A 25,026-nucleotide genomic window follows, 5' to 3' on the forward strand; every position below is an offset into this window, starting at 1 on the left:
AAGGTGGGATCAAGTTGAAAATAGAAGTTAGGGATTTGGAAAAATCATGGAAGGAATATACCCTTACGAATGATCATGGGATGCAGGTTAACGTACTAAACTTTGGTGGCATTATTACAAAAATGCTCATTCCAGATAAAGCTGGCAACCTGGAAAACGTTGTGCTTGGCTATGCCGATTATACGGAGTATCAAACCAACCCCAATTACTTCGGTGCCATAATCGGCCCAGTGGCAGGGAGAATTGCAAACAGCCATTTTACGCTGGATGGCCAGGAATATAAGCTGGAAAATAATGAAGGCGCCCATCACCTGCATGGTGGCTCAACGGGATTTCATCAAGTTATCTGGGATGTAGATTCCTTTGAAAAGGCCGATGCTGTGGGACTTGTGCTTTCTTATACAAGAGCCGACGAGGAAGGCGGCTATCCAGGAAAGGTAGACGTTCAGGTCACCTACACGCTCCATCAAACCAACCAATTTGAGATTAGCTATACAGCATCAACGGACAAGACAACACCGCTCACGCTGACGAACCATTCTTATTTTAACTTGAGCGGAAATTTGCGGAATACCCTGCATGAACAGCAGGTGTCTATTGATAGCGATCATGTTGTAGAGCTTGATGAAAAGCTTATCCCGACAGGTGAGCTGCTTTCCGTAGAAGGAACGACCTTTGACTTTCGTAAAGCCCGTGCCCTACAAGATGGCTTTAATGGGGATACGGAACAAAATCGTGTCGCCGGAAAGGGCATCGATCACTATTTTATTTTTAACGAAAATAATAAGGAAACAAAAGCAACAGCAGCTGATCCGGTCTCCGGGAGAAAAATGACGATCCAAACAGACCAGCCTGGCATGGTGATGTATACATCGAATAATTTGCCTGAAGGTTTGCAGCTACAAGAAGGAACTTCACGACAATACCTTGGTGTCTGCTTCGAAACGCAAGCCTCCCCCGCTTCCTTGCATCATAAAGGATTTCCGGGAGTAGTGTTGAAGCCAGGGGAAGTCTATCAAACTAGGACTTTATTTGATTTTGGGGTTTTGTAAGAAGGATTAGTTAAAAGTAAACACCAGCTCTCCATGTAGAAGCTGGTGTTTTTATTATATGCTTGTCTCATGGCTAATATGGACGGAGTAGTCGAAGAGAAGTTCTTCTAATTGATTGGAGAGCGTTCGTGATTGATTGGAACACTCCTCTGATTGATTGGCGGGCGTTCGTGATCGATTGGAACACTCCTCTGATTGATTGAACCGCTTTTCTGATTGATTGGCCTCATTAATTGATAACCTTGCTATTATCAAATAGAACCCCGCCTTTATGGTCAATACAGTAGTCATTAAAAATATATAATCTCCTCATCACCAATATCCAATCCGAAAAAAGAGCAGCAATATAATATATCACTACTCCCTTTTCTACTTATTTTTCAATTGCTTGGAAAAACTGTGGTAAATGTTCTTTATGTGCTTCCAACATTTCATCCAAAATTACTTTTCCTACTTTGTCAGACGGAACGAGCGGATTGATTGTCATTGCAAGTAACGCCGTATCATAGTTACCCGTTACGGCCGCCTCTGCCCCTACGCGTTCAAATGATTTAATTTGTTGTACTAAACCTCTAACTGCAACTGGCAGGTCCCCATTTACAATCGGCTTAGGTCCTTCTTTGGTAATCACACAGCTTACTTCCACTGCTGAGTCATTCGGGATGCTTGCAATCGATCCATTATTTTTTGTGTTAACCGGTTGAATATCCCGCTTATCATTATACATGGATGAAATCAATCGAACCGCTGCATCACTGTAATACGCCCCGCCTCGCTCCTCTAGCTGTGGTGGTTTAATGGAGAGGTTAGGATCTTTGTATAGCTCAAATAATTCCGCTTCCAATTTTTTCACTACTTCTGCTCTTGTCGTACCCTCTTTAAAGTTTTTCAGCTCTTTTTCCAGCATTTCATTCCGCTTATAATAGTAAAGATGGTATGGACAAGTTAAAGCATTTAACGCACGAATAAATTCTGGCTCCCATCCTAGTCCGTCTATATTTTTCACAAAGCTACTATTCTCTGGAGTAGCTAACAATTCTATAACGCGATCTTTGACACTTACACCGTCCAAATACACGTCTAATCCGTATACCATGTGATTTAGACCAGCGAAGTCAATTCGAATACGGGAGTGATCTACATCCAATAGCTTTGCTGTGCCTATTTCCATTCCAATTGGCACGTTACATAAGCCAACTACTTTTTCGTGATCTGTATAGCGAAGGATTGCTTCTGTTACCATACCAGCCGGGTTGGTGAAGTTAATTAACCAAGCATCTGGGCAAAGCTCCTTCATGTCTTTTACAATGTCTAAAATAACAGGGATCGTACGCAATCCCTTAAAAAGTCCACCAGGTCCATTTGTTTCTTGGCCTAACACACCATGCTTTAGTGGAATTCTTTCATCCTTAGCACGTGCGTCCAATTGGCCGACACGAAACTGGGTTGTTACAAAGTCAGCATCCTTTAATGCGGCTTTTCTATCTAATGTTAAATGAACTTCCATTGGCAGTCCTGCTTTCTCAATCATTCGTTTTGCAAGGTTTCCAACTATTTCTAGCTTTTCCTTCCCTGCTTCTATATCCACCAGCCATAATTCACGTACTGGTAACTCTTCGTATCGTTTTATAAAGCCTTCTACTAATTCCGGCGTATAGCTTGAACCTCCACCGATCGTCGCAACCTTCAATCCTTTGCTCATAATTCATCCTCCTAAATAGATAATGAACGTACAAACCCTATTCTATAGGAGACTATAGGATTCTGATAGGCTTATGAAAGCGTTAGATTTTTGTTACATCGAAAGCAATTTGTTTCGCATTCGTCACACAGTGTTTCCTATTTAGTTTATGCCGGTGCAAACGTCCGTAAGACTCCCACTTCATAACATGAAGTGTAACAATGATGTTTAAGTGGAAGTAAACGGACGCTAACACCCCGATTGGTTCAACTAACAATCAGTGGGGAAGAATGAAAACCCCCACTGATTGCAGTTTTACTTTATACTAAATGAATAGACTACTATTTCGGGAGGGACTAGGCCTTTGTTTACAAATGAGGTTATCGCATCGTTTAATGATCTAGAAATGCTTCTATATAAATATGTCATGCAGCATAAAGAAAAAGTCGTTTATATGCGCATACGCGATCTTGCAGATGAATCACATGTTTCTACCTCTACTATTATGCGTTTCTGTAGAAAATTACATTGTGATGGTTTCTCAGAGTTTAAAGTAAAGTTAAAGCTCTTACTTGATGAAAAACCTAACATGAAGGTTAAAAGCGGCCAGCATGTGTTAGCGGAGTTTTTTGAGCGCATCCAAAATGAGCGCTTTACTTCCAAGCTAGAGGATGCTGCAGAAGCTATTTCTAAAGCGAATCATGTATATTTCATAGGGATTGGCAGTTCAGGAGCACTTGCAGAATATGGTGCTAGGTATCTATCGAGCTTAGGCACCTTCTCCACGTATTTAAAAGACTGGTATTTTCCAATTCACGCCGACTTACATGACTGCGTTACCGTTGCATTGTCCGTTTCTGGTGAAAGCGGGATTACCTTATCTCACATTCATAAGCTTAAAGAAAAAGGTAGTGAAATTTTAAGTATCACAAATAACATGCAATCCACGATCGCCAAGGCTTCTGATAACAATGTATCCTACTATGTGACGGAGGAATTTTTTGCCGAGTCCAATGTGACGACACAAATCCCTGTTATTTATATATTGGAAGAGTTAGCAAGAAAAGTGTATGAAATACGAAATAGGAAGAAAATTTGACTCATCTTTATAAATAGGTAGTTCGAGATGTAAATAAAAAGAGAATGAGACAAAAGTTCTCTTAACACAAGAAATCCCGAACTATCTTGCAAATCCGTTAATAAAGGTTTGCCTAGTTCGGGTTTTCTTATTTTAGCGTAGGCAGAACGCGAAGACTCCTTGAAAATGCTATAACATTTTCTGCTTGCGATGTGTTGCTGACGTAGCCTTTCTTGTCCAACGGGAACAGCACGAGCCTGAAGACCCCGGAGTGGTGTCCTTTCCACGAGAAGGCTGAGGCCGTGCCCGTGGAAAGCGGAGTGTTCCGCCGAAGCGGTGCTAAAGCTTATTATTCGCATTTAAGCATAAACGATTTAGTTATGTCCCAGACTCTTCTTTGTGTTTACTATTTATAACTTCTCCTACGTCTCCTACCCTACTGGATCAAACAACTCCACAAGCAAGAGTGCTACAGCTCCCAGTAATGTTGCATGAGCACCAAGCTTTGTAACCGAGACGTTGGTTTCTTTGGCATCTTGAGTAAGGCCCCTGGATGAAATGGTTTCTTTAATCGCTGGCAGGATGAACTTCTCGCTTTTCATCACTCCACCCCCAAGGACAATCTTCTCTGGGTTAACCAAATGAATGAGGTTCACTAATCCAATACCGATCAGCTTGCCCGTTTCCTCTAAGAGGGCAGTTGCTTCCTTGTCCCCACTCTTGGCCTGTTTCGCAATGTCTTCACCAGTTAGCCCCTCTTTGTGGGAACGCGCTGCTATAGCAGGTCCTGAAACAAAAGCCTGCAAGCATCCGGTATTCCCACATGTACATGTGGGGCCATGCAAATCGATCGTCATATGGCCGATTTCCCCCGCGATATCCCGAACCCCGTGGTATAATTTTTCATTTATTACGAGACCTGCACCGACACCATGGCCAATATTAACGGCAACCATACTGGCTGAAGCATGCCCACCAAACCATGACTCGCCTAATGCCATGGCCCGCGCATCGTTTTCTACTTTTATATCAAGCTCGAATTCCTTCTCTAATTCTTCTTTGATCGGTATGTTTTTCAGGTTTAAGTTTGGTGCAATGAGCGAGGTTCCTGTTTCCACATTGACTACCCCATGCATGGCAACACCAATGCCGACCATTTCTCTTTTTTCCCTGTTCGAGGCCTCAATTGTTTCCCTTATGGCATCCTTTAAAATTTTCATGAATTGCTCATTAGTTATCGGTGTAAACAGCTGCTTATCTGCACGGTGGATGATGTTCCCAGCCAGATCTGTCAGTATACTTGTTACCCTTTGTGGCCCAGCGTCCACCCCAATGACATAAAAAGCATCTAAATTAATATGTAGCATGGTTGGCTTCCGGCCACCTTGTGATTCTCCAAGACTACTTTCTCTAATAATCCCTTCTTCCAGTAGTTCCTTCACAATACTGCTGACAGTGGGAGGTGTAAGCTTTGTCTCTTTCGCAATTTGCGCACGAGAGATTGGTTCAGACGTTCGTACTTTATTTAAAATGATCGATTTATTTACGGATTTCATTAATTGGAAGGTACCGCGTTGCATTTTACCGCTCCTGTTCTTTGTTGTTCCAACGTTTTAATCCGATTATATCATAATTAATTAAATTAATTTAGAGAGTCTATTCTTCGCTCACCTAACACTAATACATGCGAAACATACCATGTGACGCTGGATATGTATAACGAAATCCAAATTGTTCATAAAGCTTATTTGCTGGGTCGTCTGCTATTAGACTTACATAGGAGCCGGAATAAGTATGGTTATCCAAATAACTCATAAGCTTTCTCATGACTGCCTTTCCTAGACCTTTACCTTGATAACTTGGCTTTACTACAATATCCACTACTTGAAAAAATGCTCCTCCATCACCGATGATTCGTCCCATTCCAATGAGTACTCCCTGATCATAAATGGACACTGCAAATAAGGAGTTTTTCAAACCAATTGTTGCAGCTTCCTTGGACTTTCCACTAATGCCACCCTCTAATCGTAGATCAATATATTCTTGCGGAGTCGGGGCTTCATGTAAAATACTAAAATTATTATCCATTATACTCTTCTCCTTCTGGTTATTAACATCTACCTCTTACTTAGCGCTAAGAAGCTTCGCACAGCTATCTCCCACGACATCAAGCCACGTCTTCGCCATGAGCATATTACCTTTTGAATTCATATGTACACCATCTGTCGTCAACCCTACTCCACTTCCAGCCTGTAAATAAGTTAAAAATGCTTTATGGGTTGGTACTACTTTCGCCTGATACTTTTCTCCAAGTTCACGAATTATCTCTACATATTCAGAAAGTTTTTGGTTCCCCACTGCTTCTACGTTCTCCTCAATAACCGTCGGCTCCATTAACACAACTTCCATGGCACTCAGCTGCTGTAAAAGCTTTTCATAAACTTGCGCAAATTGTTCTGGAGTTACCTGGTCCATGTCTGGCTGATCTAGTTGTCGCCAAACATCATTTACACCAATAGAGATAGAAAGCAAATCCGGCTTCTCCTCCAGTACATCGTTTTCCCATCTTTCAGCTAAATCCGTGACACGGTTTCCACCAATGCCTTTATTTACAACACTAAATTCCTCCCCAGGATAGGTAACCCGTAAATAGTCATGAACCAGACGAACATATCCAATCCCTAAGCCTTCTGGGTCTTCCGGCTTTCCCCACTCTGTTATACTGTCGCCGATAAAGAGTATTTTTTTCATAAATTCTGCTCCTTTCAAAAGTACAAAAGAAAACACCAGCCGCTTATTTAGCTGGTGCTTGCCTATTTTACATGCGGTATACATTTAACCTATCATTTACCTTCTCCGTCTGTCCATACACATCCTCATAAATAGCAAACAATTCTTTATATTTCGCAATATTTTCAGTGTGCAGTTTATAGACTTTATCTGTCTCCAAGAATTTACCTGCACATTCCTGCAGGGAAGTTAAAGTAATATACTTTCCGTCATTAATACTGCAATTATATACAACATCCTTCTTCTGAAAAAATGAAAACCAAAGAAAAAAGCATCACCACAAGAAAGTTTGGCGACAATATCATTTCTTTCACATCCTCTGGATAGAACCTTAGTTTTCTTTTATCTCCTATGTCTCACCAGTGCTTTCTCTCTACTTCAAACCAATCCTGTTTTAATTCGAAAAACCCATCAAACACTACTCCTTTTCTTTCACTAGAAGAACATGCTCTGGCACATCCCAAGAGGTCAATACATCCACTTCCTTTACACGCTCTACATTATAGGAAGAGCCATTCAGGATTACAGAATCCAAGTAACCAGGATGGACCATTATTTCCATGCTCTTTTTATCTTCTATGGTTAAAACAGCATCATCTAGGACGCTGTGAGAGATATTCTCGCCAAAAAAATCAACATTTAGTTCATCTGTAAAAGGGCTTATTTTCATACCAGCGTATTTCCGTACAGGCAAGTCATGCTCTTGAGCAAGTTTTTCGATAACTGCGTGGAGTTCTCTCCTTGCGTGCATGTGATGGTGACTATCTAAGTGAGTAGGAGTAAGACCACAGCTTAGGAAAAGTTCAATTTGGGTTCTCCATTCTCTCTCCACATCTGACATGCTAATATGGTTAGAGAAGAATTGATCCGGATTTCTAAAAAAATTCCCCTCTTCATCAGTTAGACTATCTACATCATGGAGTAAGGGCTTGCCACACGTTAATACCAGATGAATGCCAACACCAAGTGAAGGGTTTTCCTTTGCTAATTTTACCGCATGTTCTGTACCAGGCATATTCATCATCATGGTAGTGGAACGAACGACACCGTATTTAAACGCATCGAGAATACCATAGTTCACCGCATTGGAATACCCGAAATCGTCTGCATTTACGATTAGCTTTATCATTTGACTTCCCCCTAAAAAAGCGAGTTTTTCACTTCCTCACACTCAATCAAAAAACCGAGGCAAAAACTCCTTATGATCTTCTAGCATTTCATCTAATATCTTTTTCGCCACAACATCGGACGGTACAAGGGGATTAATGGTCATCGCTAGCATTGCCTTATCATAATCGCCTGTTACAGCAGCATCAGTCGAGATGATTTCAAATGATTTGATTTGCTGCACAAGACCCCGGGCTGCTACAGGGATATCTCCAACGGAAATCGGAATAGGTCCTTCTTTTGTGATCACACAGCTTACTTCAACGGCAGAGTCACTCGGAACACTGGCAATCGCACCATTATTCATCGTGTTCACAGGCTGAATGTCGCGCTTATCATTATAGATAGAAGTAATAAGCCGAACTGCAGCATCACTATAATAAGCCCCACCCCGTTCTGCTAATTGTGGTGGTTTGATAGCTAAATCAGGGTCTTTATAAAGCTCGAATAATTCCTTTTCAAGCTTCATTACAACTTCTGCTCTCGTTTCCCCTTTTTCATAGCTTTCGATCGACTTTTTTAGCATTTCATCTGTTTTATAATAATACATGTGATACGGACACGTTAGAGCTTCTAACCCACGGATAAACTCTACTTCCCAGCCTTGACCATCAATATTTTTAACAAAACTACTATGTTCTGGATTAGATAGCATGTCGATTACCTTATCCTTAACACTGACGCCATCCTGATAGACATCTAACCCATAAACCATATGATTTAACCCTGCAAAATCGATACGAATTCTTGAATGGTCCACTTCTAATAGTTTCGCAATACCCATTTCCATGCCAATTGGGACATTGCACAACCCAACTATCTTTCTAAAACTCGTATGGCGGAACACGGCCTCTGTCACCATGCCTGCAGGGTTGGTAAAATTAACTAGCCACGCATTTGGACAATGCTCCTCCATGTCTTGAATAATATCCAAAATGACAGGGATTGTTCGCAGCCCTTTAAATAACCCGCCAGGCCCGTTTGTTTCCTGGCCGATGACGCCATGTTTTGCCGGGATTCTTTCATCCTTAGCACGCGCATCCAAGAGTCCTACACGGAACTGGGTCGTTACAAAATCTGCACCTTTTAACGCTTCTTTACGATCAAGCGTTAGATGAATAGCCATTGGAAGTCCTGCTTTTTTTACCATCCGTTTTGCAAGGTTGCCTACAATATCTAATTTCTCTCTTCCAGCCTCAACATCCACAAGCCATAGCTCGGAAACAGGAAACTCCTCATATCGGTTAATAAACCCCTCCACTAACTCCGGGGTATAACTGGAACCTCCACCAATGGTGACAATTTTTACTCCTTTACTCAACAAAATTCCTCCTTCTATTTCTCCGCGAGTCTTCGGTGAACGTCAATAATTTCGCTTGCCAGATCAGTAATTGTCATAGCATTCATAAAATGATCTTGGGCATGGACAAGCAACACACTAACCTGTTTAATCTCGCCCTTTGCTTCCCCTTGAATTAAATCCGTTTGGAATCGGTGTGCTTTTCCCAGTTCCTTTCTGGCTTCCTTTATTTTCTCAGATGCGGATATGAAATCCGCATCCTTGGCAAAGCGCATTGCTTCCATTGCACAACTTCTTGCATTTCCACCATATAAAATAATATGAAAGCTTATTTCTTCCGTATTCATATAAAACCTCCTAGTTCGTTTCCTCTGCCGCTTTTTCTTCTTTTACTTTCATCGTGTCCCAAATCTTGAAGAATGGTAGATAGATGAGTAACCCAATGAAGATGTTAATAAGTTGCAGAATCGAACCAGCTAGACTTCCCGTTGCTAAATACCCTCCTATAACCGGTGGAGTCGTCCATGGCACTGCAATACCAATTGGTTTTGGAACGAGGCCAGTCGACATCGCAATATAGGTTGTAAGGACAATAACAAGTGGTGTTAGCAAGAACGGAATGATTAACAAAGGATTTAACACAATAGGCATACCGAAAATAATCGGTTCATTTATATTAAAAACTCCAGGACCTACGGATAATCTGCCAAGCTGCTTCATCTGTTTACTTTTCGCCCAGAACAAAATCGCAATAACGAGCGCAAAAGTTGCACCAGATCCACCCATAAAGACGAAAATATCAAAGAATTGTTTAGTAAAGATGTTCGGTAAATCGGCTGCAGCCATCCCCTCCTGGAAAGCAATACGGTTTTCATCCATTTTTGATAACCAAATCGGATCCATCACGCCACCAACAATGGATGCTCCGTGAAGACCAGCAACCCATAAGAGGATAATTAGTGTGACCGCTACCAAAGATCCCGTTAAACTTCCGCCTACTGCACTGAGCGGGGTATAAAGTAAATCACCAACAATGTTATGAATGCTTTCAAATGGTGTGGCTTCAATAATTAAACGAACAATCCATACAATAGCAATTACAGCAAACCCTGGAACAAGTGCTACAAACGATTTGGCCACTGATGGCGGAACTCCTGCTGGCATCTTAATGGTCAAATTTTTGCTAACAACCCAGCGATAAACTTCCGTTGACAGCATCCCAATAAGTAATGCTACGAATAGTCCTTGACTCCCCATAAGCGCAGCGGGGATTACACCGCCCACTTCATATGCAGTGTCAGATCCCTCTGGTGTAAACATGGTTGTATAAGGAGTAGCGAGTATAAAAGCTGCTAAGGAGATAGCACCTGCTGTTAACCCGTCCAATTTATATTTCAAAGCTAAGTTGTAAGCAACACCAATTGAAGCAACAAGTGCCATAATGTCAAAAGTCGCTGAAACCGGATAGCCTAATTTGTCCTTCCACGCGTCGCCAAATATATTTGCCATAAACCCTTCATACCCAGGAATTGGAATGAACATCAAAATTAAAAAGAAAGAACCAATAATAACTAAAGGCATGGTAAGGATGATACCATCTCTTAGTGATTGCAAATGTCGTTGTCCGGCAATTCTCCCTGCAACAGGCATGAACTTTTCTTCTAAAAATTTCGTAAACCGATTCATGTCGACTCCCCCTTATTCTTCCGTTAACTTTAAGGCATATTTGACGACGTTTGCTCCATTCATCATTCCATAATCAACCGTTGGAATGACGTCAATTGGAATATTGTTTTCTTGTGCAACAGGCGTTAACTGATGTAACATGTAACGAACTTGTGGACCTAATAGTAAAACATCCGCTTCCTCAATATGACCTCCTACCTCATCAGCACTTACAGCCCAAATTTTCCCCTCTATTCCTTGTTTGGTAGCATACTCTTCCATTTTGGTTACTAATAGACTAGTAGACATCCCCGCAGCACAGCATAATAAAATATTCATCATTACTCCCCCTAAAATAGAATGAATTCCAAACAACGTTGTATATAGAAACACTAGTATTGATGTCATTATATTTTGTAAGCGATAACATTATGCTTTAATTATATTTTTATAGATTGAGGGACAGGGGTTCATTGCTTCCACTATATAATGCGTTGGAAGTAAGTCGCGATTTCAAGAAAAGATAGTAGATATGTAGAATTACGTCAAAAAGAGACATTTCATCAACCACAAAAAAAGCACCAGTTTTTCACCAGTGCTTTACTCGTTTCTATTTCGCCTCTACACTACTCCGATTAGAAAACGCTCTAAATTGCGATTGATAGACAATATGATCTTTTGTAAATTTGGTCGGACTGTCAAGACCAGCAATGGCTGCCAACTCAAACAATCCTTGCCTTAAGGTAACTAAGTAATTACATACCCGATATTTCTTCTCTTCTATAACCAATGCTTCCTGTAGCTTTTTATCTGTTGTTGCCACCCCGACGGGACATGTATTCTTATGGCAAACTTGCGACATAATGCATCCAGTACTAATCATAAATCCTCTTGCAATATTGACCAGGTCTGCCCCTAAGCATAATGCCATTGCGATTTTATCAGGCGTGAGCAGCTTACCTGAGGCAATAATCTTCGTTCTGTGACGAATCTCAAATGCTTCCAGGCATTCATGTACCAACGGAATGGCAGTAAAAGCAGGGAGTCCAACTGAATAAGCTAGTTCGTAGTAGGAAGCGCCTGTTCCGCCCTCTCCTCCGTCTACGGTGATAAAATCTGGCACAATATCATTTTCTTTCATAGCTTTAACTAGTTTCTCAACTTCTGCTTCATTACCTGCCACAATCTTGAGCCCCACTGGCTTCCCTCCAGATTCACGGAGTTCTTGCAGAAAGTGTAACAATTCCTCTGCTGTGTTAATACCAGGAAACCTGTTTGGACTGTCGATATCTTTTCCTTCTTCTACATTTCGTACTTCCGCAATCTCCTTGGTAACCTTTTTCCCATCAACATGCCCGCCTCGCGTTTTAGCTCCTTGGGCGAGTTTTAGTTCAAAGGCTTTTACTTGGGGTGTTTGCGCCTTTTTCTTAAATTCCTCAAATGAAAAATTCCCATCGTCATCTCGCACCCCGAACAAACCAGGACTAATTTGCATGATGATATCTACATTACCCTTTAAATGATAGGGAGATAAACTTCCTTCCCCCGTATTCATCCACGTGCCGCCTGCCATTCCTAACCCTTTTGAAAGGGCAGTAATAGCATTTTCACCAAGTGATCCATAGCTCATCGCGGATTGTCCGATGATTCCCTTTAAATAAAAAGGTTCCTTAACCGTGTTTTCACCTAAAATCACCCGCTCCTCATCGGGAAGAAACGCCGGCTTAATTTGTGATTTCTTTCGTTTTTCTTTTCTACTAAACAGGTTTTCCTCTTTTACTTCATAGATTTGTGTAGAAATAGTAGGCTTATTCTCTACTTTTATTTCTTCATCCATCTTGGGAAGCATACTGTTAACAAGGTAATAGTCATTCTCTTTAAAGTCCTTCTCTGCGCCATATCCTAACAAACTTGATTGATATTTCCCTGCTTTATTCACATATTCGAATTGTTTTCTATTAAATGGTTTTCCTTCTCTATCGTTATTAAATAGGTATTGTCTTAATTCAGGCCCCATCTTTTCAAGGATATACCGCATTTTACCTAAAAGCGGGTAATTCTGTAACACAGAATGCTCCTCTTGCTTCCTATCATGCACATAAAGCCTAATGATTAGGAATACAGGGACAATAATCACAATCGCTAAGAGACATATTAAGATAATCGCAAAAACATCATCCATTTCCTATTACTCTCCTTTAAACAAGACGTCCAGCTATTGTAAGCAAACGATCTAATCCCCTGATTAGGAATTAGATCGATTGTTTCATCTTAAAATAGTCGCTTTAATACGGTTTTTAATGGAGGCATGTCAAAGTTCCCTTCACCCTCTATCAGCTTTTTCAACATATGCTTGGAATAAGATCTTGCCTGATTCCATTCTATTTTTCCTGGTAATGGAGCACGTTCTTTTATATCCACATCGATAATAGTTGGTTTATTATTCGCTTTTGCGGACTCAAGTGCTACTTGCAACTCTTCTTGTGTGGTAACTTTATATCCTTCGCCACCACTAATTTTGGCAAATTCCGCATAGTTCATGCCTTGCAAGTCTGTTTGATATGGGATATTTCCCATTTGTTCTTGTTCATATTTGATCATACCGATTTTTTCATTGTTGAAGACAAGGATATTAATTGGCAATTGGTACTTAACAGCTGTAAGAAAGTCCTGCATGCCCATGGAAAATCCGCCATCGCCACAAATTGCCCATACTTGTTTTTCCGGATTGGTTAACTTTGCTGAAATGGCACCTGGTAAACCACAGCCCATTGTTGCTAACCAGCTTGAGATAACGAAGTCCTGGTTGGTCATACGGAAAAATCCTGCAAACCATGACGTGACATTTCCTACATCAACGGAAAGAATCGCATCTTCTTCCACAACACGATTTAGTTCATGCATAACTTGTGGACCTTGTAAGGCTTCTCCTTCTTTTGCCTCTGCAATCTTATCTACATGCTCCCACCAGTTTGCCATGTTTTTTTGACATGCATCTAGGAAGGAACGGTTTTTCTTATAAGACAGCTGTTCATTAAACCGCGCTAAAATTCCTTCTGAAGAACCGACAAGTCCTACCTCTGTTGGATACCATTTCCCAATCTTTGCGGGATCAATATCGATTTGTATTGCCGGGACATCATCAGGCAAGAAATCACGATACGGGAAACCTGTTCCAATTAAGATAAGCAGGTCTGTTTCTTCCATTGCTTCATAGGATGGTTTGGTACCTATTTGTCCTAAATTCCCTAAGTTATACGGATGCTCATCTGGGAGTACTCCTTTACCAGGTAATGAGACGACAACAGGGGCTGCTATTTTTTGTGCAAATTCTTCTAGTTGTTCTCGTGCAGAGAGTGCGCCTCTACCAGCAAGAATGACAGGCTTTTCCGCTTCGTGTAACAGTTTAGCAGCCTGCGCAACATCCTCCTTTTCAGGGAATAGTCGATAATTGCTTTGAACGGTTGAACGCAGCTTATCTTTTTTAACAGACTCTTTAAAAACATCATCCGGGATCGTTAAGACAGCCACACCATTATGCGTTGTTGCTTCTTTAAAGGCTTGTTTAAGTAAAGGTTGCACGAGCTCCCCAGAAGTTACCCGTTTATTAAACACTGCGACATCATCAAACATTCGCTCCAGATTTACTTCTTGAAAGTTGTCGGTGCCGACTAGGTCTTGGGAAACCTGCCCGGTAATGACGACTAATGGTGCGCCATCTTCTCTTGCATCATACATTCCGTTTAACAGATGGATTGCTCCAGGTCCGCCGATTGATAAACAAACACCAACATGATTCGTCAACTTAGCTTCTGCCGAGGCAGCAAGCGCACCTACCTCTTCATGCCGTACCTGGATAAACCGGATGTCATCTTCTGCTTTTCGCAATCCTTCGATTAAATTATTTACAGAATCACCCGGATACCCGTATACATGCTTAATATTCCAATCTTTTAAAATATCAATAACCGCTTCCGATGCTTTCATTGATAGACTCTCCTTCTTTACTGCTTATTGTTGTTCATGGCTATATAATCACTTCCCTTTCACATGTGAATAAAACCTTACTTCGTTATTTTGAAAATTCGTCGTCGAAAAAATGGGTTGACAAATAACGCTACTCTGTAATACTGTATACCATTAGTAAGTAATACAGAATACTAACACGTAAGATGTCACGCACAAAAAAAGTATCGAAACACAAAAGAGGGATGAATTTGGAAAATATTACAGAAATGCTTAAAGGAGTACTCGAGGGGTGTGTGCTTGAGATTATAAGTCGCGGGGAAACGTACGGCTATGAAATCACGCAACACCTAAGAGATCTAGGCTTTACCGATGTTGTGGAAGGCACGGTATATACGATTACGATAAGGCTCGAAAAAAACAATCTAGTTAACATTGAGAAAAAAAAGTCCACTGTTGGACCGCCCAGAAAGTTTTATACCCTTACCGAAGCAGGCCGAGAGCAGCTTGATCTCTTTTGGGAAAAATGGGGTTTTGTCACAAACAAACTTGAAGAACTTAAAACGAAAGAAATGAAAAGGAGATGACGATAATGAACTTCTTTGAAAAAGTGACCGGTAGCGATATGACGAAAGAAATGAAAAACTTTGAAGCACGCTCTAAACTCCTACCTGCTGAATATCAAACTGCTTGGGAAGAGATCAAAAATAATCTCTGGGTTTACACTGATTTTACCGGACGAAACCTAATGCCGATTCTAGACAGCGCCCTTGAACTACTTGAAGTGACAGCAGCAGACGGCCAAACCGTCGAAGAAGTACTAGGTGATGATATTAAGGGCTTCTGTGCCGCGCTTGTTGGGGATGACGGTGCAATAAATTATAGAGATAAATGGCGTGACCAACTTAACAAGAATGTATTAAAAAAATTAGGAGGGCTTAAATGAATATTAAAAAAATAATTGAAGGTAAAAAAGAATGGAGAGCCCATGTATCACGTGTTAAATCACTTCCCGAAGACTACCAAATTGTCTATAAAGAGATCCAAAAATATCTTTTTAAAGTCGGACCCGTTGAGCTGGGCGAAGGGATTGGATTGCTATCTGAGATTCTCACCTTCTTTGAAGAAGGAGTAGCTACAGGCAAGAGTGTGCTTGAGGTTACAGGAACAGATGTTGCTGCATTCTCTGATGCGCTAATTGAAGACTCCAAAACATACGCGGATCTCTATCAAGAGTCGGTCAAGAAAAAATTGATAAAAAGAAGTAACTACATTGAGTTTAGTGGATATTTTATTTTACACAGTCATGAAGAGAGAGATACTCCCTTTTATTGCTTTTCGGAGATAATGGCTATAAAAATTTCTTTCTAGGTCAAAAATGTAGTGTTGCTTAGTGAAGCCGCATCGTAAAAGATGCACCAGCTAATTGAAAGTTGGTGTATCTTACGTTTTCATTATTGTAGACTTTTACCTCAACGAAGTCTTCTTAAACTTTGTTATAGTCATCTTCTTCCTGCCGTTCTTTTAACTCTTCTCTAAGCTTCTCAATCCTTTTCACCTTTTTTAAAGTAAACAATGAGAGTAGTGTGATGACAATATATTTCATTTTCACTTCCTCGTTGTTTTGCTGGATAATCCGTGCCATACTATCCCTCCTTTGTTTCATCGGGTCAGTAATAATTAATTTTAACAGCCTTTAGACTAACAATTTGTCTCTTCGCCTTTTACAATCTCCCCCGCTTTGATCATCTATATAGTCTATACCAAACTCACAATTTGCATCAATTTCCCACTCCACTTTATACTCCCCAAAACGATGACTCACTGCTTTTATCTTAACTTCTTCACTGCCTCGTGAATGACTTTCTAAAACGATAGATACAGCCTCATCTTCTGATATCTTAGGGCTTTCACAACTAGCAGATATTAAAAGGATGAATAAAATCATGACCATAAAGGTTGGTTTTCTCACTATATAATCCCCCTCCTTATGCTAATTTCAATATTACTTTTTTAGCCCGCCTTCCTCCTATCTGTATTGATTTATTTAAATTGGACTTTAGCTGCTCATTCTTAACTTCCAATATATACTTCTTATTCCATTTACATAAAAAAGGGCAGCTCGCCATAACCAGTGAGCTACCCTTCTTGAAAAATACCTACTCCTTCATCGACCCAGAAATCAAAACAGGCACTAGCCTTTTTGGCATACCCTAAGCTTCGGATATTCTTATAAGTTTAGTAATTTTCAATAACAATTTCCATTTCCTTTTTATAGAAATTCCTAAATATTTTTAATACTTAACGGGCTCTCTTATCTTACCCGCTTAATTTTCATTTCCGTAACTATCGGTAGATGATCTGATGCTTCAGAGTAGATTACTCGCTGATTGGATAGCTCTATGGACGGTGAATGCAGAATATAATCTATCCTTTTAGTCGGATCAATTACCGGGAAAGTATTAGCATTCTCTTCCCCTGCAAAACTATCTACAAAGTTCCCTCCATCCAGTAAAAATTGAAATTCCTCACTATCGGGTTCTGCATTAAGGTCACCAGTCAAAATCCGTGGACCACTAAATGATGACGTAACATCAATAACTTCTTCTACTTGTGCCATGCGACTAGGCACATCCAACCCTAAGTGTGTATTGTACACATTTACATGGATGCCTCTAACATTAACCTTTGCCCGAAGAAGGCCTCGCTGCTCCTTACCAAAGCTACTGAGAAAGATATTTTCTGAATCAATGATGGGGTACTTGCTTAGTATAGCAGTACCATATTGTCTGTTGTTTTTTTGCCCTTCACCAGGTTCCAAGTCAAGATTTGCGCCATACACATAATGGTAGTTAAGTAATTCAGCTAATTCTTTTGCCTGGTCTTGAAAATCACTTCTCTCACCATAAAACCTATCCACCTCTTGTATCCCTATAATTTCTGCTTCAGCATCTCGCATGACATCTGCGATTCTTTCTAAACTTAGCGTCCCATCCAGTCCTACACCGTGATAAATGTTATAGGACATGACATTAACTTCAACTGCTTTTCCATATCCCTTCCCATCTGCAAATACACTTGTTGACATGGAGAATACCAATAGAATACTTAAACCAATTCCGAAAAGATACTTTCTCATTTAAAACTCTCCCTCTCCTTGTAATTTTTAAAACTTTTAGTTTCACCACACTTTCCTTGGGAGTTTTACCAAGCATCTATAAGTCATTCATGATGTACATAATTAATGGTCACCATATTTTTATTTAATTCTGACTTTTAAATACGTTCTATCATCAAAAGATATATTGTTTTTAGCTACACCTTTTGTACCAATATTTTCTTTAATGCAAAGTGGGTCTATTAAAAGAAGCCTGGCCAGCTCCTCTTCCGACTTTTCCAGGTTTTCATAAATTCTAGGATATCCATCTGAGGCGAGTGAAATAAACTCTGTTTGCTGGGATACTTCGAGTGTTTTTATTAATTCGGGAGGAATGGAAAAACCATTCACCACCCCATAGCTCAAAGTACTAATCGGTGTCGCATTCTGGAAATTATACTGTTTTTGAATGAGAGGTTTAATCAATTCAAAACCGATATCTTTTTCTAATAATTCCTCAAGCCGCTTCCCAGCTTGTAATTCTCCTTTTATTATAATACTCCGGACTTCTTCAAATACTTGATCTACCCGCTTAATATTTTGGTATAGCGTATCATTATAGAAACATTGGCAGTCGCCAATCATCCATACTTTATTATGAAATTTACTAAAAACAATCATAGCAGCACTAGGGCGTATGTATGGCTTCTCAAGTATTTCAGCTTCTATATCTAATGTTTTATACAAATATTGGAAATTTAAATTAATCGATTGAATGATAGCTATAATATCCTCTTTCCCATTCAATTGTAGGAAAGTATCTCTAATGGTAGCTGCGGCTAGTTGCCCAGGGGACTTCCCGGAAAACTGTCGTCCAGAGACATTTGTTGCTCCATCAATGACTATTGCAAAATGTTCATTACAGTAAAATGTATCTTCACATTGATCAATATTTCCAGATTTGGACTGAATGAATTGCTCAACTATTTTCATAGCACACCTCCATCTTAGTCAAAATATATGTTGCTGCTATCTTTTCTAGCAACATACAATGCTTTTTTTATTTGCCAAGTCATTATTCTTTCACTTGAAAGAGAGGGTAGCTCGTTTTCATTAAAAAACGCTACATCCTCCGTTTCTATACTATTTCTTAACTCCCCACCAATTAACTCGCACTGAAAATAAATGGTATAAATATGTTGCAATGTTACGGATGAACGATGTTTTGTTTGATCAAACAAACAAAGAAGTCTAGTTGCTTCTGTTCGTAAACCTGTTTCTTCTTCTATCTCTTTTATAATATTTTGACTCGGAGATAAGCCAGTGTCACACCAACCGCCTGGTAGGCACCATAATCCGTCTGCTGCTTCTTTAACCATTAATAACTTTCCCTTTTTTAATACCACACCCCTTACAGCTATTTTTGGTGTGCTATAACCTGTTTCTATGGGAAGCAATTTCCTTATTTCTTCCATTTTTTTACCCGAAATAAATGAGAGCATTTGTGTAGCTATTTCGTTCATTTGATGATACCTTTCCCGATCAAAAACGTCTGTTCCATAGGCTAAGCCAGTTTGTGCGATATCTTTTATTTGTCTTGCCCAAAGCTTTATCTGCTGAGCCGTTTCCACCGTAAATCCTCCTCAATAGTCACTTTCTATTTTATGAGCTTTCTTTTTAATACCAGTCTGTTCGCTTTTGGCATTATTCGTAGGTTTCTTCCCTCTAAAATTCCCACTGTATTTTAGTAAGGAATTTAAATGTTTTGCCATCGGAAGCTCATGTAAGACTTCTGGTTTGTTCCACAGAGATTTCAGTGTAGGAAACCACCCTGTCTTACTCAAAATCTCCGTTTGTATTTCGTCACTACTCATAAATTGGAAGAGTTCTTTTATATGTTTACTATTTCTAAGAACCACAAGTCCATTCCCTGATACGAGAATAGGATCATTGTTATTTTGAATAAAGGGAAGTACTTCAAATTCAAAGCTATTACCAATTAGGTGTTGAATAGTTTGTAACTGCTGAGAAGTAGTTATTAATACACCAACCTCCGTATTTGCAAATCTTGTAATTGCCATATGATTATCCAAGGGGGGAACTAGTTCGTATTCTACAATCAATCGCTTCCACATATCAGTAAAAGAATGCGTATCACTATTCCCATGGGAGTATAAGTAAGAATTCCAATATAACGGTATATTATTATCTAAATGAAAAAACCAAAACGGCTTTGTATTGTCGTTCTTATCAATCTTGTTTTGTATCCGCTTATATTGCACCAGTTGGCTTTCTGTAGCAAATGGATATAGGCTCAGATCTGTACTTATTTGGTTATTTATGATTGTACGATTTATCAAAATCAGCGGTATTTCAACGCCAACTGGAAAGGCGAACAATGAATCATTGTGATAGAAATTAAGACTAATGGAATGATAAAATTGATCAGGTAAACTTTTTGATACTTCGCTGAGTGGAACTATATTTCCAAGTTCTGAAATTTCCTCCATCCCAAAATTGGAGTCCGTTTCTACGATATTAGGGTATTCACTATTATCTGTATCTATTAATTCTAATTCTTCGAAAAGCGCTTCTGTATCCTTAAATTCTCTCACATTCATTCTATTATTCGATTCTGTCTGAAATTGTTTCAAAGCTGAAACTAATCCTGGGGTAGTTATCCATACATTAATTGTAGAATTGTAGTCGTCATCTTTGTTTAATATAAAGTCCTGATTTAATAGATTTATTATATAAACGGTGGAGATAATAACGATACATATTGACAAAGTTAATAAAATTTTAATTTTCAATGTAACTACCCCTAGAAATGTTTTATGGATTATTCAGCAATACTTTATTTTCAATAATACTTATTACATTCTGGATGATAGAATCTATCTCCTGCTTTCTGGGTGATTCTACCATAATTCTTAATAAAGGTTCAGTTCCCGAAAATCGGACTAAACACCACGTTCCATCCTGCCATTCCCATTTCACACCATCATAAGTCTTGTAATTAAGTAGTTCATCTTTGTATATTTCTTCAGCTTTCACTTTAGTGATGATAGATTCAATAAATTCTTTATCATCTGCTTCATACGTATAACTATATTCTTTAAAAAATCTTTTCCCAAACTTAGATACAATTTCTTCACGAATTGTTCTAAGCGACATTTTTGTGTGGGCAAGCATTTCGAGCAATATACCTGCAGATAATATCGCATCTTTTTCCAATAGATGACCTCTGATCGTAATTCCTCCTGAGCTTTCTCCACCTAGAATGGCCTTCGTTTCCAGCATTCCTTCTGCAATATGTTTAAAACCAACTGGCTTTTCATAGCATTGATGGCCATAGCTAACTGCTATTTCATCCAGTAAGTGTGTTGTTGATATGTTTCGTACTACATTACCCTTCTCCTTTTTATATTCCAAGAAATAATAATATAATATAGTAAGAATTTCATTAGCGTCTACATAATTTCCTTCTTCATCAATAATAGCAATTCTATCTCCGTCCCCGTCTGTTGCAATACCAAGATCGTAATCTCCTTCTTTCATCATTGCCATTAAACGCCATAGTGTGCTTTCAGTTGGAGCAGGAACACGTCCACCAAAAAGGGGGTCCACTTCATCATGAATAATTTTCACATTAGAACGGGTATCCACAAGTAATGTAAGCAGTGCGTTCACACCTGTACCAAACATTGGATCATACAACACTTTAATAGAAGATTCCTTTATTAAATCCATATCCAATTGGGATTCTATAAAATTAATAAACTCGTCTGTGTAGCTTCTTCTGGTTATTAACTTTGTTGAAAGAGACTTCTTATAAGACAACTTCTTAATATCCTCAATAGGTATATTATTAATTGATTTTTCCAGGTTTGATGTAACCTCTTCGGTAGCTGGAAGGCCACCTTCACACACATATTTAATACCGTTGTATATATGGGGATTATGACTGGCTGTAAAGGTTAGACCGGCAGCTGCATTTTTCTCCTTTGTAACAAAATTAACTAACGGTGTTGGTACAGATGGTGTTAACAGAATCACTTTAATATTATTACCTGCAAAAACTTCTGCAGCAGATTTTGAGAATTCCTCTGCCATAAATCGATTATCGTACCCAATTACAACCCCTTGACCTTTTTTCCCTTGTTGAATAATTTGTTCTGCAACTCCTTGCGAAAATCTTCGTACATTATCAAAGGTAAAGTTTTCCCCAATTATATCTCTCCAGCCTCCAGTACCAAAACGAATCATGTAATCCCTCCATATATTAAAGTTATCTGTCCAACTCCAAACTACAACTAGAACACTCATCCTTCTTCCACACATTCAATATTAGTTCGCTACGCTAATATCATTTCCTTAACACTTTTTCAACGATTGAATTATCCCTTATTTATGCAGTACTTAAATTATCTCTCTTTACCTGTTTTCCTCCCCTATCATATATTAATATCCTTCTTCCCAGTCAAAAGTGTAATGATGATCAGCGATATGATAGTGGCTAATGACAAAATAGATGCTAAAGCAGCTGCAGTTCCAAAATTGGCTGTAAAGACTTCACTGTAGATCGAAACCGTAATGGTGGCGGTTGCACCATAGTAAAGGACAATGGTTGAACTAAGTTCATTAATAGTCGTTACCCAACTCAATATCGCCCCAGACAATACACCAGGTATCATCAAAACAGCTGTTGTCTTAAAGAAGGTTTTCATAGGCGGTACACCTAAGCTAATAGAAGCTTCCTCTACGCTCTTATCGATTTGATGCAATATTGCTGTACTCGAACGCATGGTATAGGGTAACTTTCGAATACAATATGCTACAACTAAAATTATCCATGTTCCAGTAAGTTCAATAGGTGGTTTATTGAATGCAATAATTAAGCTGATTCCTAGTACCGTACCTGGTATTACATATGGAATCATAATGAGCGCATCTAATAGAGAAGTAAGTTTTGATGGCCTTCTAACGACGACATAGGATAGTAACAGCCCCGCTATAACCATGAACACGATCGCTAGACTCGCATAGGTGAATGTATTTTGAATTGCTTGTGGGACTTTATACAACACTTGCCTGTAGCTTTCCAAGCTAAACCCGCCAACAAATACTGGCCCATTTGTTTTAAGAAAAGAAGTAGTAATGACGGTAGCCTGTGGAATAATGGACAATGTAACAACAGCCATTACCAATAATGTTGCCATTACTCTCTTTGCTGGTTTTAGTTTAATGATTTTAGGTGGCCGTAATGCACTCATCGTATATGTTTTTTTTGCAACTACATACCTCTGCAAAAATAAAACCATTGTTGTTACGGTTAATAAGATCATACTAAGTGTGCTAGCCATGGCTGGATTTGATCCCATTTCACTTATAAATTGTTCATAAGCTAAGATAGGTAAGACCTTTTCTCCTTGACCTATTAACATTGGGGTTCCAAAATCTGCAAAAGAAGCCATGAATACCATTAAAGCACCAGTAGAAACAGTAGGGAAAATTAAAGGAAGTGTTACCTTACGAATTCTCTTCCAACCAGATACACCTAAGCTGGCAGAAGCTTCTTCCAGCGAAACATCGATTGTTTTCAATGCACCTGATACATATAAATATATGTGGGGATAAAACTGTAGGGTAAAAACCCATATCATTCCATGCAAACCATAAATCGAAGGAATATCCAATCCTAAGTCCGCAAAAAAGTTCTTTATAAAACCATTGTTACCTAACATTAAAATCCAGGAGTACGCTCCAATAAACGGTGGAGAAAGCAGAGTTAAAATAATTAATATATGAAATAAACCCTTAAATGGTATATTAAATCTCGCCATAGCATAAGCTACCGGTATCCCTAGACAGCACGCGAAGAAAGTTGCCGTAGTGGACACAATAAAACTGTTCAAAAGAGCTGAATAGTAATATTTATATGAAAAGAATTCTTGGTAATTTTCCAATGAAATTTTCCCATCCTGCCAGAAACTATTAACAAATATGTTGAACAAGGGGTAAATAAGGAAAAAACCAATAAGTATAAATGCAATAATAACCACATAATTCCAAAATCCTAACTGAATGCGAAAAGGGTTTCTGTTACGAATGCCTAATGTTTTTATGCTCATTTATCACTTCCTCCCCGCTTTCATCAAAAATAACCGCTTCGTTTGGATTTAAGTCAACTTTAACTTTGTTTCCTTCCTCCCTTAACATACCAAATCTTATAGAGTGCTCATGGACACTGATGGTATAACCGGAGTTAAAAATAATTTTATATACAACAGATTCACCTAAGAAAGTGGCATCCACAATCTCTCCTTCCAATAAAGTGGGGGAGGTCTCTTTATCATCCCTAATTTTGACTTGTTCAGGACGAATGGAGTATAGCACTTTACCTTGAAAAGGTCTTCCAAATTTAGTAGCCAACTTAACTCCCTCTACCGTTACCATTGCATTTTCACCTTCTTTTCCTGCTTCAACCTTTCCTTCAAGGAAGTTTGTACTTCCAATAAAATTAGATACAAATTTATTAACTGGGCTTAAATAAATTTCATGGGGTCTACCAATTTGCTGTATTTTCCCATTGTTAAGGACTGCTATCCGATCAGATACAGCTAATGCCTCTTCTTGGTCATGGGTAACATAAATAGTTGTAATGTTTAAGCGTTTTTGTAAGCTTCTAATATCCTCTCGCATTTTGACACGGAGTTTTGCATCCAAATTTGATAATGGCTCATCCATTAATAACAAACCTGGATGAATTACAATTGCGCGGGCAAGAGAGACCCTTTGTTGCTGTCCACCACTCAGCTGGGATGGTTGCCGATCTTTTAGATGGGATAATTCCACCATTTCTAGTGCTTCATTTACACGTACAACAATCTCATCTTTTTTTACCTTTCTAGCTTTTAGGCCATAAGCAATATTTTCAAAAACTGTCATATGAGGGAAGATTGCGTAGTTTTGAAATACCATTCCAATATTTCGTTTATGTGCGGGAACCTCATTTATAAAAGTATCACCAAAAAAAATGTCTCCCTCTTCTTGTTGGTAAAACCCTGCCAACGTCCTGAGAAGAGTGGTTTTACCACAACCACTAGGTCCCAACAAGGTGAAAAATTCCCCTTGATTAATGGTAATATTAATATCATCTATTGCTTTGGTGTCTCCAAATAATTTACTTACATTATGTATCTTTATATGCTCCACTTTATTATTTCC

General features: G+C 39.1%; 26 protein-coding genes and 1 pseudogene. 5 read left to right on the top strand and 22 right to left on the bottom strand.

Annotation, left to right across the window (positions count from 1 at the left end; translation table 11 throughout):
* Positions 1 to 14: 14 nt before the first annotated feature.
* Positions 15 to 1,052, top strand: a complete 1,038-nt coding sequence (locus BN988_RS10705) for an aldose epimerase family protein (protein WP_036576063.1) — start codon at positions 15 to 17, stop codon at positions 1,050 to 1,052.
* Positions 1,053 to 1,106: 54 nt separating this feature from the next.
* On the opposite strand, the gene BN988_RS18895 is transcribed toward BN988_RS10705, so the two are convergent.
* Together BN988_RS18895 and BN988_RS10710 are read right to left on the bottom strand one after the other, a co-directional pair.
* Entirely contained in the window at positions 1,107 to 1,343 is a 237-nt protein-coding gene (locus tag BN988_RS18895) for a hypothetical protein (protein ID WP_147629708.1), read from the bottom strand.
* A gap of 82 nt (positions 1,344 to 1,425) precedes the next feature.
* A complete protein-coding gene (locus tag BN988_RS10710; RefSeq protein ID WP_036576065.1) occupies positions 1,426 to 2,754 on the bottom strand; it encodes a 6-phospho-beta-glucosidase in 1,329 nt (442 codons plus the stop codon).
* A gap of 343 nt (positions 2,755 to 3,097) precedes the next feature.
* Here BN988_RS10710 and BN988_RS10715 point away from each other — a divergent pair, with 343 nt between their 5' ends.
* The gene (locus tag BN988_RS10715) at positions 3,098 to 3,832 is read left to right on the top strand and encodes a MurR/RpiR family transcriptional regulator (protein ID WP_036576068.1); all 735 of its coding nucleotides are present in this window, start codon (positions 3,098 to 3,100) and stop codon (positions 3,830 to 3,832) included.
* A gap of 410 nt (positions 3,833 to 4,242) precedes the next feature.
* Here BN988_RS10715 and BN988_RS10720 read toward each other — a convergent pair whose 3' ends face one another.
* The 11 genes from BN988_RS10720 to BN988_RS10765 form a co-directional block, all read right to left on the bottom strand.
* A complete protein-coding gene (locus BN988_RS10720) occupies positions 4,243 to 5,391 on the bottom strand; it encodes an ROK family transcriptional regulator (protein ID WP_036576070.1) in 1,149 nt (382 codons plus the stop codon).
* Between the two features lie 97 nt (positions 5,392 to 5,488).
* Complete coding sequence (locus BN988_RS10725) at positions 5,489 to 5,899, bottom strand: GNAT family N-acetyltransferase (RefSeq protein ID WP_036576073.1); 411 nt, start codon at positions 5,897 to 5,899, stop codon at positions 5,489 to 5,491.
* A 36-nt stretch (positions 5,900 to 5,935) separates the two neighbouring features.
* The gene (locus BN988_RS10730) at positions 5,936 to 6,562 is read right to left on the bottom strand and encodes an SGNH/GDSL hydrolase family protein (protein WP_036576658.1); all 627 of its coding nucleotides are present in this window, start codon (positions 6,560 to 6,562) and stop codon (positions 5,936 to 5,938) included.
* Positions 6,563 to 6,629: 67 nt separating this feature from the next.
* Positions 6,630 to 6,761, bottom strand: coding sequence for a hypothetical protein (locus BN988_RS19310; RefSeq protein WP_261796572.1), 132 nt, complete (start codon positions 6,759 to 6,761; stop codon positions 6,630 to 6,632).
* Positions 6,762 to 7,019: 258 nt separating this feature from the next.
* Entirely contained in the window at positions 7,020 to 7,730 is a 711-nt protein-coding gene (gene chbG / locus BN988_RS10735) for a chitin disaccharide deacetylase (RefSeq protein ID WP_036576075.1), read from the bottom strand.
* 42 nt (positions 7,731 to 7,772) lie between these two features.
* Positions 7,773 to 9,089 (bottom strand): 6-phospho-beta-glucosidase, encoded by a 1,317-nt coding sequence (locus BN988_RS10740; protein ID WP_036576076.1) that lies wholly within the window; start codon positions 9,087 to 9,089, stop codon positions 7,773 to 7,775.
* Positions 9,090 to 9,103: 14 nt separating this feature from the next.
* Positions 9,104 to 9,415: a PTS lactose/cellobiose transporter subunit IIA gene (locus BN988_RS10745; protein WP_036576078.1), complete on the bottom strand. Its 312-nt coding sequence runs from the start codon at positions 9,413 to 9,415 to the stop codon at positions 9,104 to 9,106.
* Positions 9,416 to 9,425: 10 nt separating this feature from the next.
* Positions 9,426 to 10,754, bottom strand: a complete 1,329-nt coding sequence (gene celB, locus BN988_RS10750) for a PTS cellobiose transporter subunit IIC (protein ID WP_036576081.1) — start codon at positions 10,752 to 10,754, stop codon at positions 9,426 to 9,428.
* Positions 10,755 to 10,766: 12 nt separating this feature from the next.
* Entirely contained in the window at positions 10,767 to 11,072 is a 306-nt protein-coding gene (locus BN988_RS10755) for a PTS sugar transporter subunit IIB (protein ID WP_036576083.1), read from the bottom strand.
* A gap of 271 nt (positions 11,073 to 11,343) precedes the next feature.
* Entirely contained in the window at positions 11,344 to 12,915 is a 1,572-nt protein-coding gene (locus tag BN988_RS10760) for an FMN-binding glutamate synthase family protein (protein WP_051557828.1), read from the bottom strand.
* An 89-nt stretch (positions 12,916 to 13,004) separates the two neighbouring features.
* The gene (locus tag BN988_RS10765) at positions 13,005 to 14,720 is read right to left on the bottom strand and encodes a pyruvate oxidase (RefSeq protein ID WP_036576086.1); all 1,716 of its coding nucleotides are present in this window, start codon (positions 14,718 to 14,720) and stop codon (positions 13,005 to 13,007) included.
* Between the two features lie 230 nt (positions 14,721 to 14,950).
* On the opposite strand from BN988_RS10765, the gene BN988_RS10770 reads away from it, so the two are divergent.
* The 3 genes and pseudogenes from BN988_RS10770 to BN988_RS10780 all read left to right on the top strand — a co-directional run.
* Positions 14,951 to 15,286, top strand: coding sequence for a PadR family transcriptional regulator (locus BN988_RS10770; RefSeq protein ID WP_036576088.1), 336 nt, complete (start codon positions 14,951 to 14,953; stop codon positions 15,284 to 15,286).
* Positions 15,287 to 15,291: 5 nt separating this feature from the next.
* On the top strand, positions 15,292 to 15,645 hold the full coding sequence (locus BN988_RS10775; protein ID WP_036576089.1) for a DUF1048 domain-containing protein: 354 nt from the start codon (positions 15,292 to 15,294) through the stop codon (positions 15,643 to 15,645).
* A pseudogene (locus BN988_RS10780) lies at positions 15,642 to 15,953 on the top strand (DUF1048 domain-containing protein); the annotation flags it as partial. The gene BN988_RS10775 and the pseudogene BN988_RS10780, both read left to right, overlap by 4 nt.
* Positions 15,954 to 16,185: 232 nt before the next feature.
* On the opposite strand, the gene BN988_RS18900 reads toward BN988_RS10780, so the two are convergent.
* The 9 genes from BN988_RS18900 to BN988_RS10820 form a co-directional block, all read right to left on the bottom strand.
* The gene (locus tag BN988_RS18900; protein ID WP_155988287.1) at positions 16,186 to 16,344 is read right to left on the bottom strand and encodes a hypothetical protein; all 159 of its coding nucleotides are present in this window, start codon (positions 16,342 to 16,344) and stop codon (positions 16,186 to 16,188) included.
* A 51-nt stretch (positions 16,345 to 16,395) separates the two neighbouring features.
* Complete coding sequence (locus tag BN988_RS10785) at positions 16,396 to 16,671, bottom strand: hypothetical protein (protein ID WP_036576092.1); 276 nt, start codon at positions 16,669 to 16,671, stop codon at positions 16,396 to 16,398.
* 342 nt (positions 16,672 to 17,013) lie between these two features.
* The gene (locus tag BN988_RS10790) at positions 17,014 to 17,838 is read right to left on the bottom strand and encodes an endonuclease/exonuclease/phosphatase family protein (protein ID WP_036576095.1); all 825 of its coding nucleotides are present in this window, start codon (positions 17,836 to 17,838) and stop codon (positions 17,014 to 17,016) included.
* A 120-nt stretch (positions 17,839 to 17,958) separates the two neighbouring features.
* Positions 17,959 to 18,789, bottom strand: a complete 831-nt coding sequence (locus BN988_RS10795) for a hypothetical protein (RefSeq protein WP_036576097.1) — start codon at positions 18,787 to 18,789, stop codon at positions 17,959 to 17,961.
* A 14-nt stretch (positions 18,790 to 18,803) separates the two neighbouring features.
* Positions 18,804 to 19,427: an NUDIX hydrolase gene (locus BN988_RS10800; protein WP_036576099.1), complete on the bottom strand. Its 624-nt coding sequence runs from the start codon at positions 19,425 to 19,427 to the stop codon at positions 18,804 to 18,806.
* Positions 19,428 to 19,439: 12 nt separating this feature from the next.
* Positions 19,440 to 20,609 (bottom strand): extracellular solute-binding protein, encoded by a 1,170-nt coding sequence (locus BN988_RS10805; protein WP_036576102.1) that lies wholly within the window; start codon positions 20,607 to 20,609, stop codon positions 19,440 to 19,442.
* Between the two features lie 22 nt (positions 20,610 to 20,631).
* Positions 20,632 to 22,065, bottom strand: a complete 1,434-nt coding sequence (locus tag BN988_RS10810; RefSeq protein ID WP_036576104.1) for a phosphohexomutase domain-containing protein — start codon at positions 22,063 to 22,065, stop codon at positions 20,632 to 20,634.
* Between the two features lie 188 nt (positions 22,066 to 22,253).
* Entirely contained in the window at positions 22,254 to 23,930 is a 1,677-nt protein-coding gene (locus tag BN988_RS10815) for an ABC transporter permease (protein WP_036576108.1), read from the bottom strand.
* Positions 23,902 to 25,014: an ABC transporter ATP-binding protein gene (locus BN988_RS10820; RefSeq protein WP_036576110.1), complete on the bottom strand. Its 1,113-nt coding sequence runs from the start codon at positions 25,012 to 25,014 to the stop codon at positions 23,902 to 23,904. Before BN988_RS10820 ends, BN988_RS10815 begins: the two co-directional genes overlap by 29 nt.
* Positions 25,015 to 25,026: the final 12 nt, after the last annotated feature.

Source organism: Oceanobacillus picturae (assembly GCF_000612865.1).
Classification (GTDB): domain Bacteria; phylum Bacillota; class Bacilli; order Bacillales; family Amphibacillaceae; genus Oceanobacillus_B; species Oceanobacillus_B jordanicus.